This window comes from Rhizobium sp. YIM 134829, from assembly GCF_046546455.1.
This window is the reverse complement of the sequence record NZ_JBKHKI010000001.1, coordinates 192,584-207,905: the sequence shown is the minus strand read 5'-3', so window position 1 is coordinate 207,905 and position 15,322 is coordinate 192,584. Positions and strand designations below refer to the sequence as shown.

The 15,322-nt window shown below is 65.5% G+C and carries 14 protein-coding genes and 1 tRNA gene; 2 read left to right on the top strand and 13 right to left on the bottom strand.

The window, feature by feature from the left end:
* Positions 1-23: 23 nt before the first annotated feature.
* Positions 24-416, bottom strand: a complete 393-nt coding sequence (locus ACLE20_RS01040) for a hypothetical protein (RefSeq protein ID WP_410938395.1) — start codon at positions 414-416, stop codon at positions 24-26.
* A gap of 365 nt (positions 417-781) precedes the next feature.
* On the opposite strand from ACLE20_RS01040, the gene ACLE20_RS01035 reads away from it, so the two are divergent.
* Positions 782-1,687, top strand: a complete 906-nt coding sequence (locus tag ACLE20_RS01035; RefSeq protein ID WP_410938394.1) for a DUF1499 domain-containing protein — start codon at positions 782-784, stop codon at positions 1,685-1,687.
* Positions 1,688-1,722: 35 nt separating this feature from the next.
* On the opposite strand, the gene ACLE20_RS01030 is transcribed toward ACLE20_RS01035, so the two are convergent.
* A complete protein-coding gene (locus ACLE20_RS01030; protein WP_410939103.1) occupies positions 1,723-2,637 on the bottom strand; it encodes an MBL fold metallo-hydrolase in 915 nt (304 codons plus the stop codon).
* A 167-nt stretch (positions 2,638-2,804) separates the two neighbouring features.
* On the opposite strand from ACLE20_RS01030, the gene ACLE20_RS01025 reads away from it, so the two are divergent.
* Positions 2,805-2,879 (top strand) — tRNA-Gln (locus ACLE20_RS01025).
* Positions 2,880-2,948: 69 nt separating this feature from the next.
* Here the strand turns inward: ACLE20_RS01025 and ACLE20_RS01020 are convergent.
* The 11 genes from ACLE20_RS01020 to ACLE20_RS00970 form a co-directional block, all read right to left on the bottom strand.
* Complete coding sequence (locus ACLE20_RS01020; protein WP_410939102.1) at positions 2,949-4,652, bottom strand: ABC transporter ATP-binding protein; 1,704 nt, start codon at positions 4,650-4,652, stop codon at positions 2,949-2,951.
* Between the two features lie 2 nt (positions 4,653-4,654).
* Positions 4,655-5,599 carry an acetamidase/formamidase family protein gene (locus ACLE20_RS01015; RefSeq protein ID WP_410938393.1) on the bottom strand — a complete coding sequence of 315 codons (945 nt, stop codon included), beginning with the start codon at positions 5,597-5,599 and terminating at the stop codon, positions 4,655-4,657.
* Positions 5,600-5,675: 76 nt separating this feature from the next.
* Complete coding sequence (locus ACLE20_RS01010; RefSeq protein ID WP_410938392.1) at positions 5,676-7,295, bottom strand: ABC transporter substrate-binding protein; 1,620 nt, start codon at positions 7,293-7,295, stop codon at positions 5,676-5,678.
* A gap of 24 nt (positions 7,296-7,319) precedes the next feature.
* Complete coding sequence (locus tag ACLE20_RS01005; protein WP_410938391.1) at positions 7,320-8,240, bottom strand: ABC transporter permease; 921 nt, start codon at positions 8,238-8,240, stop codon at positions 7,320-7,322.
* Entirely contained in the window at positions 8,240-9,088 is an 849-nt protein-coding gene (locus tag ACLE20_RS01000; RefSeq protein ID WP_410938390.1) for an ABC transporter permease, read from the bottom strand. Before ACLE20_RS01000 ends, ACLE20_RS01005 begins: the two co-directional genes overlap by 1 nt.
* Positions 9,088-9,669, bottom strand: coding sequence for an ANTAR domain-containing response regulator (locus ACLE20_RS00995; protein ID WP_410939101.1), 582 nt, complete (start codon positions 9,667-9,669; stop codon positions 9,088-9,090). Before ACLE20_RS00995 ends, ACLE20_RS01000 begins: the two co-directional genes overlap by 1 nt.
* Positions 9,669-10,805, bottom strand: coding sequence for a transporter substrate-binding protein (locus ACLE20_RS00990; RefSeq protein WP_410938389.1), 1,137 nt, complete (start codon positions 10,803-10,805; stop codon positions 9,669-9,671). Before ACLE20_RS00990 ends, ACLE20_RS00995 begins: the two co-directional genes overlap by 1 nt.
* Before the next feature lie 369 nt (positions 10,806-11,174).
* Positions 11,175-12,161, bottom strand: coding sequence for an ABC transporter ATP-binding protein (locus ACLE20_RS00985; RefSeq protein ID WP_410938388.1), 987 nt, complete (start codon positions 12,159-12,161; stop codon positions 11,175-11,177).
* Positions 12,162-12,165: 4 nt separating this feature from the next.
* Positions 12,166-12,993 (bottom strand): carbohydrate ABC transporter permease, encoded by an 828-nt coding sequence (locus ACLE20_RS00980; RefSeq protein ID WP_410938387.1) that lies wholly within the window; start codon positions 12,991-12,993, stop codon positions 12,166-12,168.
* The gene (locus ACLE20_RS00975; RefSeq protein ID WP_410938386.1) at positions 12,990-13,868 is read right to left on the bottom strand and encodes a carbohydrate ABC transporter permease; all 879 of its coding nucleotides are present in this window, start codon (positions 13,866-13,868) and stop codon (positions 12,990-12,992) included. The genes ACLE20_RS00980 and ACLE20_RS00975 overlap by 4 nt, the downstream gene beginning before the upstream one ends.
* 134 nt (positions 13,869-14,002) lie before the next feature.
* Positions 14,003-15,286 (bottom strand): ABC transporter substrate-binding protein, encoded by a 1,284-nt coding sequence (locus tag ACLE20_RS00970; RefSeq protein ID WP_410938385.1) that lies wholly within the window; start codon positions 15,284-15,286, stop codon positions 14,003-14,005.
* Positions 15,287-15,322 lie beyond the last annotated feature (36 nt).

Sequence of the window (15,322 nt, the reverse complement as noted above, 5' to 3'; positions counted from 1 at the left end):
GCGATGCAATCAACCAAGCGCGGTTAGAGCCGCTGAAACACGTCCACGAAGGCCTGGGCGAAGGTTTTGAGGCCGGCGGTCTGGTCGGTCGGGCGTTCGATGCGGATCGAACCTTGCGGCTCCAGGCAGGCGAAGATCGTGTCCGCCTGGCCATCGGCGCCGCGGGGAATGCGCAGGACGGCGATCCGTTCGCAATCCTCGACAAGGCCAGAGGCCGGCATGTCGAAGAGGAAGGCGCCGTTCAGATCGGCCGCCGCCTGGCGTACCTTGTCGGCAAACCGGTCCTCCTCGCCCTCCAGCGCGTCGAGCGAAAGTTCGAGCTCCAGCATCTCCATCGGGAAATCGCCGGCGAGATCGATCTCGCTTTCGTTCAGTCGGTCCGGGGCGGCTTGTGCGGCCGGTTGCGATGAGAGCATCGACAGGATCCTTTTCTTCTCCGCAGCTCGACCGTCGTCTCCCTGGCAGGCGCTTCGGCGGGCGGTTCAAGACCCAGGCGAGGCTCGTTAAGGAGAAGGGCGAAAATGCGGCACGCGTGAATGGCGAGCGTAAACGGCGAAGAGGAGCGAAAGTTCCGCCGCACGCGCAGGCGCGCTCCGCATCGACGCGACATTCGAAGCCAGGACGGAAGAAACCCACTGCGGCGCCGAAGACACGCGGGGGGACGAAGCGCGGGGGTGCGGCGTTCGGCGATTTCGGCCCGGCTGATTCTGCAGTAGGAGGAAGGAGTTCCGGCCGATGCCTCGTCCGGACCGGCGCCGCATGTGGAAGGACAAGCGCACAGATGATCACCTATGAGCGCCCCGTCTCGCTCGCCGCGCTCTGGGCGCGCCGCCTGGCACGGCTCGCCTTCGGCATCTTCGTCTTTTCGCTGGCGGCGCATCGTTTCGGGCCGGTCGATACGTCGAGCTTCGTCGCCCTGGTCTTGCTTTCGGCCGCGCTCGCGCTGATCGGCGTCCTTCTGGCGATCATCGGGCTTGTCCGGCTCTGGCAGGTGGCGGCGATCGGCGGGGTCGCCTCTGTCGCCGCGCTCTTCTATGCGCTGCTGCCGCTCGGCGTCGCCGGCTATGCGCTGGAAAGTTACGCGACCAAACCGGCGCTGAGCGACGTGACCACCGACCTTGCCGATCCGCCGCCCTGGATCCGCCCGCCCGAAGGGGAAAAGGGCTGGCTGAAACCCCGTGCACCCGGCCCCGCCGACCGTGCCGCGCAGGCGGAGGCCTATCCGGCGCTGACCGGGCGGCGTTATGAAGGCGCGCTCGACCGCGTTCTCGCCGGCGTCCGCAAGGTCGGCGACCAGATGGGAATCCGCTTGACGGACGAGCAGGGCGTGGAAAATGCCGAGCGCGACATCGAAGATCTCGGCCCGGCGGGCAAGCTGTCCGAAGAGCCGCCCGGCGATGACGGACCGGTACCGATCCCCATGGCGCGCCCGGAGATGATCCTGCCGGAGGACCGGCCCACCGGTCTGCGCGCCAGCGACATCCTGCTGCAAGGCGAATGGCGCAGCCTCGTGGTCGGCGCCCGCTATGACCTCGTCATCCGGCTGCGCGAAGAGGCGGAGACCACCTTCGTCGACATCCGCACCGCCGCCCGCTTCGGCCCCCATGACCTCGGCACCAGCGCCGCGATCGCCGAGCGCTTCCTGCATGCGCTCGACGCCGAACTGCTCGGCATCGCCGGCGATTGACAACCGCGGCTGCCAAACGTCGGCGCTGCAAGGGGTCAGGGATCAACCCAATAGGTCCCGGCCAGCGCCGGAGCGCCGTCGGTCTGGACGGTGCCGCTGGCCACCAGATCTTCCAGATGCGCAAAGACGGAGAGGCCGGCTGCGCCGTGCAGCCGCGGATCCGTGGTGGCATAGATGCTGCGCACCATCTCCGGAATATGCCGGTCTCCAGCCCGCACCCGGTCGAGCACGGCGCGCTCGCGCATGCGGCGATGGGTGCGCAGGCCGCGCAGGAAGGCTTGCGGCGCCGTGAGCGGGCCACCATGGCCGGGCAGGTAGAGCCGGTCGCCCTCCCGCGCCAGCATCTTGTCCAGCGAGGCCATGTAATCGCGCATCGATCCATCCGGCGGGGCGACGATTGAGGTCGCCCAGGCCATGACGTGATCGCCGGAAAAGACGATGCCGGTCCCCTCCAGCGCGAAGGCGGCGTGATTGGCCGTGTGGCCCGGGGCGAGCAGCGCCGTCAGCTGCCAACCCTCGCCGAACACGGTCTCGCCATCGCCGAGCCGCCGATCGGGCGAAAAGTCGAGATCGGAACTTTCGGATAGAAGGTTCTGCTCGCCGAGATGCAGGGCACGAGCCGCACGGTGCGGACCTTCGGCCACCACTTCCGCGCCCGTCTCGGCCTTCAGCCGGCGGGCAAGCGGGGAATGGTCGCGATGCGTATGGGTGACCGCGATATGGCTGACCGGCCGCCCGTCGATCGCCGCCATCAGCGCGGTAAAATGCGCCTCGTCCAGCGGGCCGGGATCAATGACGGCCAGGCTGCGCGTGCCGATGAGATAGGTGTTGGTGCCCTCGAAGGTCAGTGGGCCACGATTGCCGGCCGTCACCCGCACAACCCCTACCGCCACCGGAACGGGCCGCCCATGATGAGGCGAGAACTCACGGTCAAACCGGGGCTCGGCCACGTCCTCGCCCGGCGTGTCCGTCTGATCGTCCCGCTCGCTCATGCTCCATCCTCGTCTTTCTCGCGCAAAGGCGCAACTTCCCCGTTGTCGCTGCCTCAAGCCTTTGCTATCAGGCGCGCGACGGATGGGCACGCGAGAACCGCTTTGCTCCACTGTCTCCCAAGGTTTGGGGCGTAGCCAAGCGGTAAGGCAGCGGTTTTTGGTACCGCCATCCCCTGGTTCGAATCCAGGCGCCCCAGCCATGACTTCGATGATCGCAGCAATCGGAAACGGTGTATGCTGTAGAGGCTCGCTTGAAGTAGCTTCAGCCCTCACGCCTCTTCCCGCTGAACCTCTCTCCGCCCCCGATACTGCGCCGGATCGGGTACCGGAACGGCGGCCATCAGGGCGCGGGTATAGGGGTCGCTGGGGGTTTCGAAGACGGCGCGGCGGGTGCCGATCTCGACGATCCGTCCGGCGCGCATCACGGCGACATGATGGGACATCTTCTCGATCACGGCCATGTCGTGGGAGATGAAGAGATAGGCGAGCCCCATGCGCTCCTGCAGCTCGAGCATCAGGTCGAGCACGCGGGCGCGCACGGAGACGTCGAGCGCCGCGACGCTCTCGTCGGCGACGATCAGCTTCGGTTCGAGCGCCAGCGCCCGGGCGATGCAGATGCGCTGGCGCTGGCCGCCGGAAAATTCGTGCGGATAGCGCTCGGCAGCGTCTGGCGTGAGGCCGACGCAGCGCAGGAGCTCGGCAACCTTGTCGCGCCGGTCCGCCTTGGTTCCGATGCTATGGATCACCAGCGGCTCGGCAATGGCGGCGCCGACGCTCATGCGCGGGTCAAGCGAGGCATAGGGATCCTGGAAGATCATCTGGGCGGCGCGGCGGATTGGCCGCATGATGGCGCTGGAGGCGGAGGGAAAGACCTCCTGGCAGGCAATCCGCACGCTGCCCTCGAAGGGAATGAGACCGAGCACCGCCTTGCCGGTGGTCGATTTGCCGGAGCCGCTTTCGCCAACCAGGCCGAGCGTCTCCCCCGCCTTGAGCGTAAAGCTCACGCCCGTGACGGTCGGCTCCGGCGGCTGTCCGCGGTGGAGCCAGCCGGTCTTGCGGCCATAGGTGACGGAGAGATCGGCAACCTCCAGCACCGGGATCGGGAGGGGCGCCGGGGCGATTGGTGCCGCAGAGACCCGCGGCGGGGCGTCCGTCCCGGCAAGCGCGCCGAGACGCGGCACGGCCGCCAGCAGCTGCTGCGTATAGGCCTGGGCCGGACGCTGGAAGATGTCGAGGACCGGACCCTGCTCGACGATCCGGCCGGATTGCATGATCGCCACGCGGTCGGCCATTTCCGCCACCACGCCCATGTCATGGGTGATCATCAGGATCGAAGTCTGGAACTCATGGCGCAGCTCGCGCATCAGTTTCAGAATCTGCGCCTGCACGGTGACGTCCAGCGCCGTGGTCGGCTCGTCGGCGATCAGCACCTTCGGCCGGCAGGAGAGCGCCATGGCAATCATCACGCGCTGGCGCATGCCGCCGGAGAGCTCGTGCGGATACTGAGTCAGCCGCCGCGCGGGGTCGGTCATGTGCACGGCGTCGAGCATGTGGCGGGCAACCGTCTCCGGGCTCTCGGTCAGGCCCTGCCGGTGGGCGCGGATTGCCTCGGTCAGCTGCGCGCCGATTGTCATCACCGGGTTGAGCGAGGTCATCGGCTCCTGGAAGATCATCGCGATCTGCCCGCCGCGAATGCTGCGCATCATCTGCTCGGACGTCCGCGTCAGGTCGAGATCGCCGAGGCGGATCTCGCCCGCGGTGACGGGGAGCGAGGCCTTGGGCAGGAGACCCATGACGGCAAGCGAGGTGACCGACTTGCCGGAGCCGGACTCGCCCGCCAGACACAGCGTCTCCCCCGCCGTCAGGTCGAAGGAAACGGCATCGAGAATGCGCTTCAGGCCCGTCGGCGTGCGGGCATCGACCGAAAGATCGCGAACGGAGAGAACCGGACCCTTCAGCCCCTGACTGTGCATGGTCACGAAAGAACGATCCTCGGGAAGTAGAAGGAGACGACCCAGTTCGGCAGGTCGACGATCTCGCTGATCCTGAGGTCTCCACAGACCGAGCAAAGCATATAGGCATCGACCGGGTTCAGGCCGTGTTCGGCGGAGAGCAGGTCGATCATTCGCATGACCGCTTCCTGCGCGCCCGTCATCAGGTCGGGGCCGATGCCGGTCGTCACCTCGTAGCCGGCGCCGTCGAGATGGCGGGTGACCGGCTCGGTCGTGGTGAAGCGGGGTGTCTTGAGGTTGGCGCCCTTTACGAGATCGAGCGTCAGCTCGACATTCATCTGGCTCTCGATCGCCGTGCCGCAGACCTCGCCGTCTCCTTGCGCGGCGTGGGTGTCGCCGACGGAGAAGAGCGCGCCCTCGACTTCGATCGGCAGATAGAGCGTGACGCCGGCCGTCAGGTCGCGAATGTCCATGTTGCCGCCGACGCGGCGGGGCGGGACCACCGAATGCAGGCCGGCCTCGGCCGGCGCAACGCCGATCGTGCCGGTAAAGGGCTTGAGCGGCACCTTGCCGCCGGGGCCGAAGGCGGCCGGGGCCATGGAGGCGGTGTCATAGGACCAGACATGCAGGGCCGGGTCCTTGAACTGGTCGGCGAGCAGGCCGAAGCCGGGGATGTTCGCCGTCCAGCCATGGCCGCTCGGATGGAACTTGCGGATCGTCACCTTGAGCGCATCGCCGGGCTCTGCGCCTTCCACATAGACCGGGCCGGAGACCGGGTTGATCTTGCCGAAATCGAGATTGGCGAGCGTGTCCAGCGTCGCATCCGCGCCTAGCTGACCGCCGGAGGAATCGAGGCATTCGAACAGGATGGTTTCGCCGGGTCTGGCGGTCAGTGCAGGGGCGAAATCCCTGTTCCAGCCGAAATTATGTTGCGCTCTGTGGATGGTATGGGTGCAGGCGACGCACATGATGGGATGCCTCCGGTGTTGGTCTTTTCTCTTTGCTCCTCCCCTGATGACAGGGGAGGAGCAGGGGGCATTGCGCTTATTGCTTCACGAAGATCGCGTCGTAATTGATGACGCGGGTCGGATCGATATAGATGTTGTCCGGGCCGCCCATGCGCGGCGACTTGGCGACGACGCGGCGCTCGTTGATGACGGGGACCCAGGGCGCATCAGTCATGATGTCGGTGAAGATCTTGCCCCAGGCGGCCTGGCGCTCGGCGACCTTGGCCGGGTCGGACATGGAGTCGGCTTCCACCGCCCGCTTGTCGAGCGCCTCGTTGCAATACCAGGACCAGTTCCAGCCGCCCTGGACCGCGCCGCTGCAGCCGAGGATTGGGCCGTAGAAGTTGGACGGATCCGGGAAGTCGGCGATCCAGGCCATGCCGCCCGACCACACCATCGGCGCCTCGCCTTCGGTGCCGCCGGCCGCGATCACATTGCCCTGGGCGAGTGCCCGGACTTCGGCCTTGACGCCGATGGCGGCCAGATCCTGCTGGATGGCCTGGGCGATGCGCGGCTGCGGGTCGGTGTTGGTCGAATAGAGCACGGTCTCGAAGCCATCGGCGAGGCCGGCCTCTGCCAGCAGCGCCTTGGCCTTTTCGACATCGAAGGCATAGCCGGTGAAGCTCTTGTCATAGCCCGGCATCAGCGGCGGCAGCGGCTGGTTGGCGGGCGTTGCGCGGCCGTTCAGGATGCGGGTGATGCGATCCTTGTTGATCGCCATGTTGATCGCCTGGCGGACCTTGACGTTGTCGAGCGGCTTGATGCGGGTGTTGAGCGTCAGATAGCCGGTGTGCAGCTGTTCCCCATCGACGATCATCTCCGCGCCATCGGCCGAGTTCTTGATCTCCAGGAATTTCGCCGGCGGAATGCCGTCGCCGGCAATGTCCACCTCGCCCTTCTGCAGGCGCAACAGGGCCACCAGCGGCTCCTGGCCGACCTCGACCGTCACCTTGTCGATATAGGGCAGGTCCTTGTTGAAATAGTCGGGATTGCGGTCGAAGACGAGCGTCTGGCCGATTGTCCAGTCCTTGAGGATGAAGGTGCCGGAGCCGACCGGCTTCTTGCCGAAATCGCCGGCGGCCGCCTCGACCGCTTCCTTCGGAACGACGGAGGCGAAATTGATCGCCAGGACATGCAGGAAGGTAGCGTCCGGCCGCGAGAGCTTGAAGATGACGGTCTGGTCGTCCGGCGTTTCGATGCCCGAAAGCGTCTCGGACGTGCCGCCGGAGACGGCGTCGAAGCCGGCGATCGCCCCGAAGAAGCCGGCGCCCGGCCCCTGCGTCTTCGGATTGACGGCGCGCTCGATCGAGTATTTCACATCCGAAGCGACGACGGTCCGGCCGTTGGAGAATTTGACGTTCGGGCGCAGCTTGAACGTATAGGTCAGGCCATCAGGGGCCACCTCGAAGCTTTCCGCCAGCGACGGGATGAGCTTGGCGGTGCCGGGCTCGTAATCCATCAGGCGAGAATAGAGGCTCTTGATCATCGACCAGTTGACCCAGTCGTAGCCGATGGCCGGATCGAGCGTCGTGATGTCATCCTTGTAGGTGACGACGATGTCGCCGCCCTTGGCGGGCGTAGCTTGAGCGCCGGCCGTTGCCGGCAGCAGCGCCATCAGCGCGGCTGTGGTGGAGGCGAGAAGCAGAGTTTTGAACATTTTTGTTCCCCTTTCGTCGTTGCTTCAGTCTGTGCGGATGCGCGGGTCGATGACCGGCGCAATCAGGTCGGCGATGAGGTTGCCGGTGATGATGGCGAGCGCCGAGGTCAGCGTGACGCCCATGATGATCGGAATGTCGACCTGCTGGATCGCCTGCCAGGCGAGCTGGCCGATGCCCGGCCAGCCATAGACGGCTTCGACCACCACGACCCCGCCCATGAACTGGCCGATATCGATGCCGATCATGGCGATGATCGGCAGGATCGCATTGGGCAGGACATGGCGCAGCGTAACGCGGGCCGCCGAGAGGCCCTTGGCGCGGGCGGTGCGGATATAGTCCTGGTTCAGCACATCGATCATCGCCGAGCGGACCATGCGCGCATACCAGCCCGCGCCGAGCAGGCCGAGCGTGGCGGCTGGCAGCACGATATGGGCGGCCGTGCCATAGCCCGACATCGGGAACCAGCCGAGCGTCGCGGCGAAGACGTAAAGAAGCAGCAGCGCCACGACGAATTGCGGCGCGGAGACGCCGACAAAGGCCGACATCATCACCACGCGATCGATGAGCCCACCGCGCTTGATGGCGGCAATCGCGCCAAGCAGGACGCCGAGCAGAACCTCGACGAAAATGCCGGCCGCCATCAGCGTCAGCGTGGCCGGCAGCCGGGCGGCGATCAGCGTCACGACCTCGGTCTTTTGGGCATAGGAGCGTCCGAGATCGCCTTGCACCAGCCCGCCGACATAATGGGCGAACTGGACGGGGAGCGGCTGGTCGAGGCCGAGCTCGCGGCGGATGTTTTCCACCGTCTGCGCCGTCGCGCTGCGCCCGGCGAGCATGCGCGCGGGGTCGGCGGGCAGGGCATAGAGGAGGACGAAGGTGATCGCCGCGACCCCGAACAGGATCAGAACGCATTGGACGAGGCGGCGGGCCAGCAAGGACAGCATCAGCCTCTTCCCCTCTGCGTCGGATCGAGAATGTCGCGCAGCGCATCGCCCACCAGGTTGAAGGCGAGCGCCGTCAGGAGGATCACGGCGCCGGGGAAGAAGACCAGCCAGGGGGCCGCCTGGAAGTAGCTCTGGCTCTCGAAGATGATGTTGCCCCAGGAGGGATCGGGCGGTTGCACGCCGATGCCGAGGAAGGAGAGCGTCGCTTCGAGCAGCACGGTGGTGGCGATGCCGAGCGTGCCCCAGACGATGGCCGTCGGGATGAGATGCGGCAGGATATGCAGGAAGAGGATGCGGCCGTGGCCGGCACCGAGCGAGCGCTCGGCGAGAATGAAGTCCCGCTCGACCAGTCCGCGCGTCTCGGTGAAGACGATGCGCGCCACCTGCACCCAGTTGACGAGCGCGATCACCATGGCGACGATCCAGAGACTGGGCTTGAGGAGCGCCGCGAGCACGATGGCGAGCAGCAGCGCCGGGAAAGCCATCATCAGATCGGTGAAGCGCATCATGAGATTGCCGGCCCAGCCGCGCAGATAGCCGGCGGTAATCCCCACGAGCAGGCCGATCGCCACCGCGACCCCATTGGCGACCAGGCCGATGACGAGCGAGGTGCGCGCGCCGAACAGCATGCGGGACAGGAGGTCGCGGCCGAGCGTATCCGTGCCGAGCGGAAAGGCCCCGCCCGGCGGCATCGGCGCGCCTTCGAGGGTCAGGCCGTCGAACATCTGCTCGTCCGGATTGAACGGGGCAAAGAGCGGCGCGCCGAGCGCGGCGATGACGACGAGCACGATGACCATGAGGCCGAACAGCGCCGCGGGTTGGCGGCCCAGTTCCTTGAAGATGCGCATCAGCCCGCCTCGCTCAATGTTTCCTGGCCGCCGACCAGCAGCGCCGCCAGCTGTTCGATCGCCATGCGCCGCCGCATGGCTGCGCTGCGCAGGAGGACATAGGCCTCGTCGTCGTCGATCTGCCGCTCGGCCTTCACCCGGTTGATGGCCGCAAAGACGATCGGACGCAGCTTCAGCCGCTCCTCCAGCCGCGAGATCCGCCCCTCGTCCTCGATGCGCTGCTCATAAGCCGTGACGGCGAGCACCAGCGCCGGATAGATGGTCGAAGCCGAGACTGGCTTCGGGATGAAGGCTGTCGCGCCGCAATCGATCGCCCAGGCGATGCGTCCCGGCGCTTCCGAGCCGAGAAGTGCGGCTACGGGGCGGGCAGGCCTACGCCGCGCCCAGGGCAAGAGCTCGTCCCAGCCGCGATCGGCATCGACGATCACGAGATCGGGCAACTGCTCGTCCGACAAAGGCAGCCATTGCAAAGCGGCGGAGATGCCGAGCAGGGTCAGCTGGCGGCGCAGTTTTTCGGTGTTGGCATCATCCTCCGCCAGGATCACGACGCGCCAGCCGGTGAAATTCGGCGTCCGGGCGATCATGACACCACCCGCAGCTGCGGCTCGCGGCGCGCATGGGTGCCGGTCAGATAGGGATCGGCGGCGATCGGCGGGCGGGACGCGATGACATCGAAGGCGCGCTCGCCATTGATCCGGCCGAGCAGGAAGGGCAGGGCCGCGTGGTTGGTGGCCGGATCGACGGTCATCGCGCCGAAGAGCCCGGGCCAGCTGCGCGCATGCACCTGCCGGCGCACGCTTGCCGGGTCGCTGTCGATCGAGGCTTCGATGGCGGCGATGCACATGGTGACCGCCGTATAGGCACTGGCGAAAATGCTGGAGACGCGGCGCGTGCCCGGCTTGTAGGCGCGAAGCCGGGCCTTGAAGGCCGCATTCTCCGCGCTGTCGAGCGTATCGAAATAGGAGGCGGCGCAGAGCTGGCCGACGGCCGCGCCGGCGGCGATCTCCTCGATCTCGCTTTCCTGCAAATCGCAGCTCGCCACCGGGCAATTCTCGGGCAGAAAGGCGGGATCGCGCTGGCCGAGCGCATGCATGGCTTCGAGAAAGGCGTAGCTGGAGGGGCCGATCAGGTTGTTGAGGATGAAGCTCGGGCGCTTCTCAGCGATGTCGGCGATGATGCGCTCGACCGCGCGTTCCTCGAGTGGCAGATAGCGCTCGCCGAGCACCGTGCCGCCGGCATTGCCGACCAGCTCGCGCGCCAGCCGGTTCATTTCCCAACCCCAGACATAATTGGCGCCGACCAGATAGGGGCGGGCGCCATAGCGCGGGATGAGATGCTCGAAGAGAGGGATCAGGTGCTGGTTGGGACAGCCGCCGATATAGATGACATTCTCATTCGCCTCGAAGCCCTCATAGGGGCACATATACCAGAGCAGCCCGTCATGCTTCTCGACGAGCGGCAGCACCTCCTTGCGCGCGGCGGAGGTGATCGTGCCGATGATATGCCGGCAGCCGCTGTCGCGGATGAGGCTGCGGGCGCCCTCGAGATAGGCGGCAAGATCGGCATGCGGATCGAAGAAGACCGGCTGGATGCGCGTGCCGCCGGCACGGCGATAGTCGTGAAAGGCAAAATCGACGCCATCGAAGGCATCCCGACCCATGGCGCCATAAGGGCCGGTGGTCGAATAGAGAATGCCGATCTTGACTGGGTCCAGCATAAGATTTCCAAACACAAAAAAACCCACAACGCGGATCCCGGAAGCCGGGGCGTTGTGGGGCCGTATTGCCCGCTGGCGGATGTCGCCGATGTCACACCACGAAGCGCGGTGCCTCAATGATGAGCATGATTAAAATCTATCCATCGGTTGGTTGTCAAGCACGGATACGGCGAATGTCCGAAGTCGGTAGCGGAGATTTTTCGCCTTGGCGGAGCAGGTTTCCACCACGGTCGATCAAAGCGTCCTCAACGGTCGCCGTCTTCGGTTGGTCCGCCACGGTCGTAAGCAAGCGAGACTGGATCCGTGCTGTGCTTCGGACGCTTTACAGACAGCGAGTTCCTTGGGCCGTTCCGTCCACACCACAAAGGCTCAATCGGCGGTAAAGCGATGCTCCCCATCGGGCGCAGGCTCGGCGAAGACCGTCATGCCGGTTTCGAAGGGTGTCTCGCCCGCGGTTCGAACGACGAGGCTGCCGAGAACTGGGACATCAAGATAGAGAACGGCGTCGGCACCGAGGCGTTCCAGATGACGAATCCTGCCCTGCCAGCGGCCTTTCTCCGGCGAGAGGCGGATATGTTCCGGGCGGATGCCATAGGTCGAGCATCCATAGGCGCGCGCAACCTCGCCGCCATAGAGGTTCATGCGCGGGCTGCCGATGAAGCCGGCCACGAAGGGGGTCTTCGGATGCCGGTAGAGCTCCATCGGCGTTCCCACCTGCTCTATCCGGCCGCCATTCAGCACGACGATCTTGTCGGCCATGGTCATGGCCTCTACCTGATCGTGCGTCACATAGATCATCGTCGCCTTCAGCCGCGCATGGAGTTCGGTGATTTCCAGGCGCATCTGGGCGCGCAGCGAGGCGTCGAGATTGGAGAGCGGCTCGTCGAACAGGAAGACCTTCGGATCGCGCACGATGGCGCGGCCGATCGCGACCCGCTGTCTCTGCCCGCCGGACAGCGCCTTCGGCTTGCGATCGAGAAGGGCCGTCAGCTGCAGGCTTTCGGCGGCGGCCCGCACCTTCGCCTCAATTTCCGCCTTCGGCCGGCGGGCAAGCGACAGGCCGAAGCCGATATTCTCGGCCACCGTCATATGCGGATAGAGCGCGTAGCTCTGGAACACCATGGCAATGCCCCGGTCAGCGGGCTCGGCATGCGTCACGTCCGTCCCGCCGATCGAGAGCGAGCCGGAGGTGGTCTCCTCCAGGCCGGCGATGATGCGCAGCAGCGTGGACTTGCCGCAGCCGGATGGACCGACGAAGACCACGAATTCGCCGGACCTGATCTCGAGGTCGATGCCCTTGATGACCTCCAGTGCCCCGAAGCTCTTGCGGATCTTTTTCAACGCGACATCGGACATGCGCTTATCCTTTCACGGCGCCAGCCGTCATGCCCGCCACGATCTGCCGGTTGAAGAAGATGAAGACGACCAGCGGGGGAATGGTGACGAGCAGGATGTTCATGAACAAGAGATTGTACTGGCTCGTATACATGCTCTGGAAATTGTAGAGCGTCAGCTGGACGGTCACATTGTCCTTGCCGGGCAGGTAATAGAGCGGGTTGGTGAAATCGTTGAAGATGGCGATCGACTGGACGACGATGTTGGTGACGGTCACCGGCTTGAGCAGCGGCAGGATGACGCGCAGGAAGATCTGCCAGGGCTTCGCCCCGTCGATCCGCGCCGCCTCGTCGAGATCGCGCGGGATGGTGGAGATGAAGGAACGGTAGAGCAGGGTGGAGAAGGACAGGTTGTAGGCGACCTGGATCAGCATCATGCCACCGATCGACTTGAAGAGCCCGATCTCCTGCAGGAGATGGATGGTCGGGACCACCGCCGGCGGCATCATCAGCCCCATGAAGAGGGCGATGGCGGCCACCGTGTTCCAGGGCGTCGCCCGCCGCTGCATCACATAGCCGACCATGGCCGAGAGCAAGATCAGGATCGAAACGGAGACGACCGTGATCAGCGTCGAGTTGAAGTAGGCGAGCAGCAGCTGGTAGTCGCGCGCCTTGAACACCGCGACGAGGTTGTCCCAGAACATCCACTCTTTCGGCAGGCTGAAATCGAGCCTCGAGGCTTCGGACTTCGACTTGCCGGCCTGCAGGGCCACGAAGACGAAGGGCAGCACGAAGATGATGGTCGTCAACACCAGCGCGATGGCGCCGGTGACGAGTGGGCGCGTTCTGCTCATGACTCCACCTCGCGCCGATTGAAGATCAGCGACAAGGGAAGGATGATTGCCGCGATCAGTGCGAAGAGGATCACATTGCCGGCCGTCGACAGGCCGTAGAAGCCGGCCTGGTACTGCTTGTAGATGACGGAGGCGATCACATCCGACGAAAAGCCCGGTCCGCCGCGCGTCATGGCCCAGATCAGGTCGAAGGAGCGCAGGCCGCCGATCAGCGACAGGGTGACGACGGTGATGGTTGCCGGGCGGACCAGCGGCAGGGTGATGCGACGGAACTGCTGGGCCCGCGTCGCGCCATCGATGCGGGCGGCCTCGTAATAATCCGGGCTAATGGCCGAGAGGCCGGCGATGAAGATGAGCGTGGCGAGACCGACGCCTTTCCAGAGATCCACGAGCGCCACGGAGAACAGCGCCAGGGCGGGATTGGTGAGCCAGCCGGGCCCGGCGATGCCGATCGCGCCGAGTGCGACATTGATGACGCCGCGGGTCGGGTGCATCAGCACGGTGAAGGTGATGCCGATGCCGATGGTCGAGACGAGCACGGGAAAGAAGATCATGGTGCGAAGCAGCCCCCGGGCGACGATGTTGCTCGTCAGCAGCACCGCGAGCAGCAGGCCGCAGATCGTCTTCAGGCCGGAGGTGGTCACCGCATAGATCAGCGTGTTGACCAGCCCCTGCACCAGAAAGGGCTCGGAAAAGAACTGCCGGAAATTGTCGAGGCCGATGAACTCCGCCGTCGTCAGATCCCAGCGCGTCAGGCTGTACCAGAGCGAGGTGACCGTCGGCAGCAGGAAGAGGACGCCATAGACGATGGCGGCCGGCAGGAAGAACCACAGGGGATAAGGGGACGGCCGCGAAGGGCGACGAATCTCAGGCATTTCTCCCTCTTTGCGCAAGAGCCTGATCTGTCCGCGCGGAGTCCGGAGAGTACTGCGCGGTGCCGATTGGAGCGATTTGCTTTCCCTCACGCAAGCCGGGGCGACGCCTCCGGCTTGCGCGGTCGAGCGGGAGCTTACCAGTTGGGCAGACCGAGCTGCTTGGCCTGCTTGCGCACATCCTCGACATAAAGCGCGGCCGCTTCCGCCGGCTGGCGAATCCCGGATCCCACTTCGACGGTGATCTGTTCCAGCGCCGGCCCTTTGATCGGCGACACGAATTCGAGCGCTGGGGTAATGCCGCCATCGGCCGCGAAATAGGGCAGCATATCGCTCACGGCCGGCGGAACATCGGCTGGCAGGTCGCAGCCGTCGACAAGGGAGGGGCCCTGCGGCGCGTTGGTCTCGACCATGATTCTGCAGCCTTCGGCGCTGCCGACGAAATCGACGAACTTGCGGGCCTCCTCCTGGTTGGGGCTGGCGGCCGGGATGTAGAGCGCCGTCGGCATCCAGACGGTCAGGCCGTTCTTCGACGCATCGTCGCCGGGCTGGGCGAAGAAGCCGACATCGCCGAGGTGTTCCGGATAGTTCTGTTTGAGCGCGCCGATCGCAAAGGTCAGCATCGGGTAGTGGGCGGCCTCGCCGGTGGCCACCATGCGCAGCCCGTCATCATAGCTGGCGGCGCCGAAATCCTCGTTCATCAGCCCGGCATCGTGAACCGCCTTCAACCGTTCGAAGCCCCTCAGGGCCGCCGGCGTCGTGGCATATTTCGCCTTGTTCGCCGTGTAGTCGGCCGCGAAATTCGGGACCTCGATTGCAAGGTTGTGGAAGTCGGCCAGAATGAAGAGCTGCGAGGTCCAGGTGTCGCGGTAGGTCTGGGCAACGGCCACCTTGCCGGCCGCCTTGATCTTCTCATTGTTGGCCATGAAGTCCGCCCATGTCTTCGGAACGGTGAGGCCGAGCTCGGAGTAGATCTTGCGGTTGTAAAGCAGGCCGCCGCCCATCGTCGTTCCGAAGGGCACCGCATAGACCTTGCCGCCTGCGCTGACCACGGTCTTGAAGTCCTGCGAGATATGAGCCTGTGCGGGCAGGGCGCTGAGATCGGCCAGCATCTGCGCCGGCTTCAGCGCCTGCATCAGCGAACCGGAATTGTAGATGAACAGATCCGACATCTCGCCGGTGGCGAGCCGGGTCTTGACGATGTTGTCGCCTTCCCCGCCGCCCGGCCGCTGCTCGATCTCGATCGAGACATCCGGTGCTTTCTCTCCATAGGCCGCCACCAGCGCTTCCGCCGCCGCGACCGATTCCGGATTGTTGTCGATCAGAAAGCTGAGGGTGGTTTCGGCCATCGAGGGGCCGGCCGCCATCAAGGCAATCAGGGCCGATGCGCCGGCAAGAATTCGCTTCATGCGGTTTGTCATGACGTTCCTCCTCTGAACGGGTGACGAATGGACACG

Coding starts and splice junctions, on each gene's coding strand:
- ACLE20_RS01040 (WP_410938395.1), bottom strand. CDS start 416: ATGCTCTCATCGCAACCGGCCGCACAAGCCGCCCCGGACCGACTGAAC.
- ACLE20_RS01035 (WP_410938394.1), top strand. CDS start 782: ATGATCACCTATGAGCGCCCCGTCTCGCTCGCCGCGCTCTGGGCGCGC.
- ACLE20_RS01020 (WP_410939102.1), bottom strand. CDS start 4,652: ATGCACAGTCAGGGGCTGAAGGGTCCGGTTCTCTCCGTTCGCGATCTT.
- ACLE20_RS01015 (WP_410938393.1), bottom strand. CDS start 5,599: ATGTGCGTCGCCTGCACCCATACCATCCACAGAGCGCAACATAATTTC.
- ACLE20_RS01010 (WP_410938392.1), bottom strand. CDS start 7,295: ATGTTCAAAACTCTGCTTCTCGCCTCCACCACAGCCGCGCTGATGGCG.
- ACLE20_RS01005 (WP_410938391.1), bottom strand. CDS start 8,240: ATGCTGTCCTTGCTGGCCCGCCGCCTCGTCCAATGCGTTCTGATCCTG.
- ACLE20_RS01000 (WP_410938390.1), bottom strand. CDS start 9,088: ATGCGCATCTTCAAGGAACTGGGCCGCCAACCCGCGGCGCTGTTCGGC.
- ACLE20_RS00990 (WP_410938389.1), bottom strand. CDS start 10,805: ATGCTGGACCCAGTCAAGATCGGCATTCTCTATTCGACCACCGGCCCT.
- ACLE20_RS00985 (WP_410938388.1), bottom strand. CDS start 12,161: ATGTCCGATGTCGCGTTGAAAAAGATCCGCAAGAGCTTCGGGGCACTG.
- ACLE20_RS00980 (WP_410938387.1), bottom strand. CDS start 12,993: ATGAGCAGAACGCGCCCACTCGTCACCGGCGCCATCGCGCTGGTGTTG.
- ACLE20_RS00975 (WP_410938386.1), bottom strand. CDS start 13,868: ATGCCTGAGATTCGTCGCCCTTCGCGGCCGTCCCCTTATCCCCTGTGG.
- ACLE20_RS00970 (WP_410938385.1), bottom strand. CDS start 15,286: ATGACAAACCGCATGAAGCGAATTCTTGCCGGCGCATCGGCCCTGATT.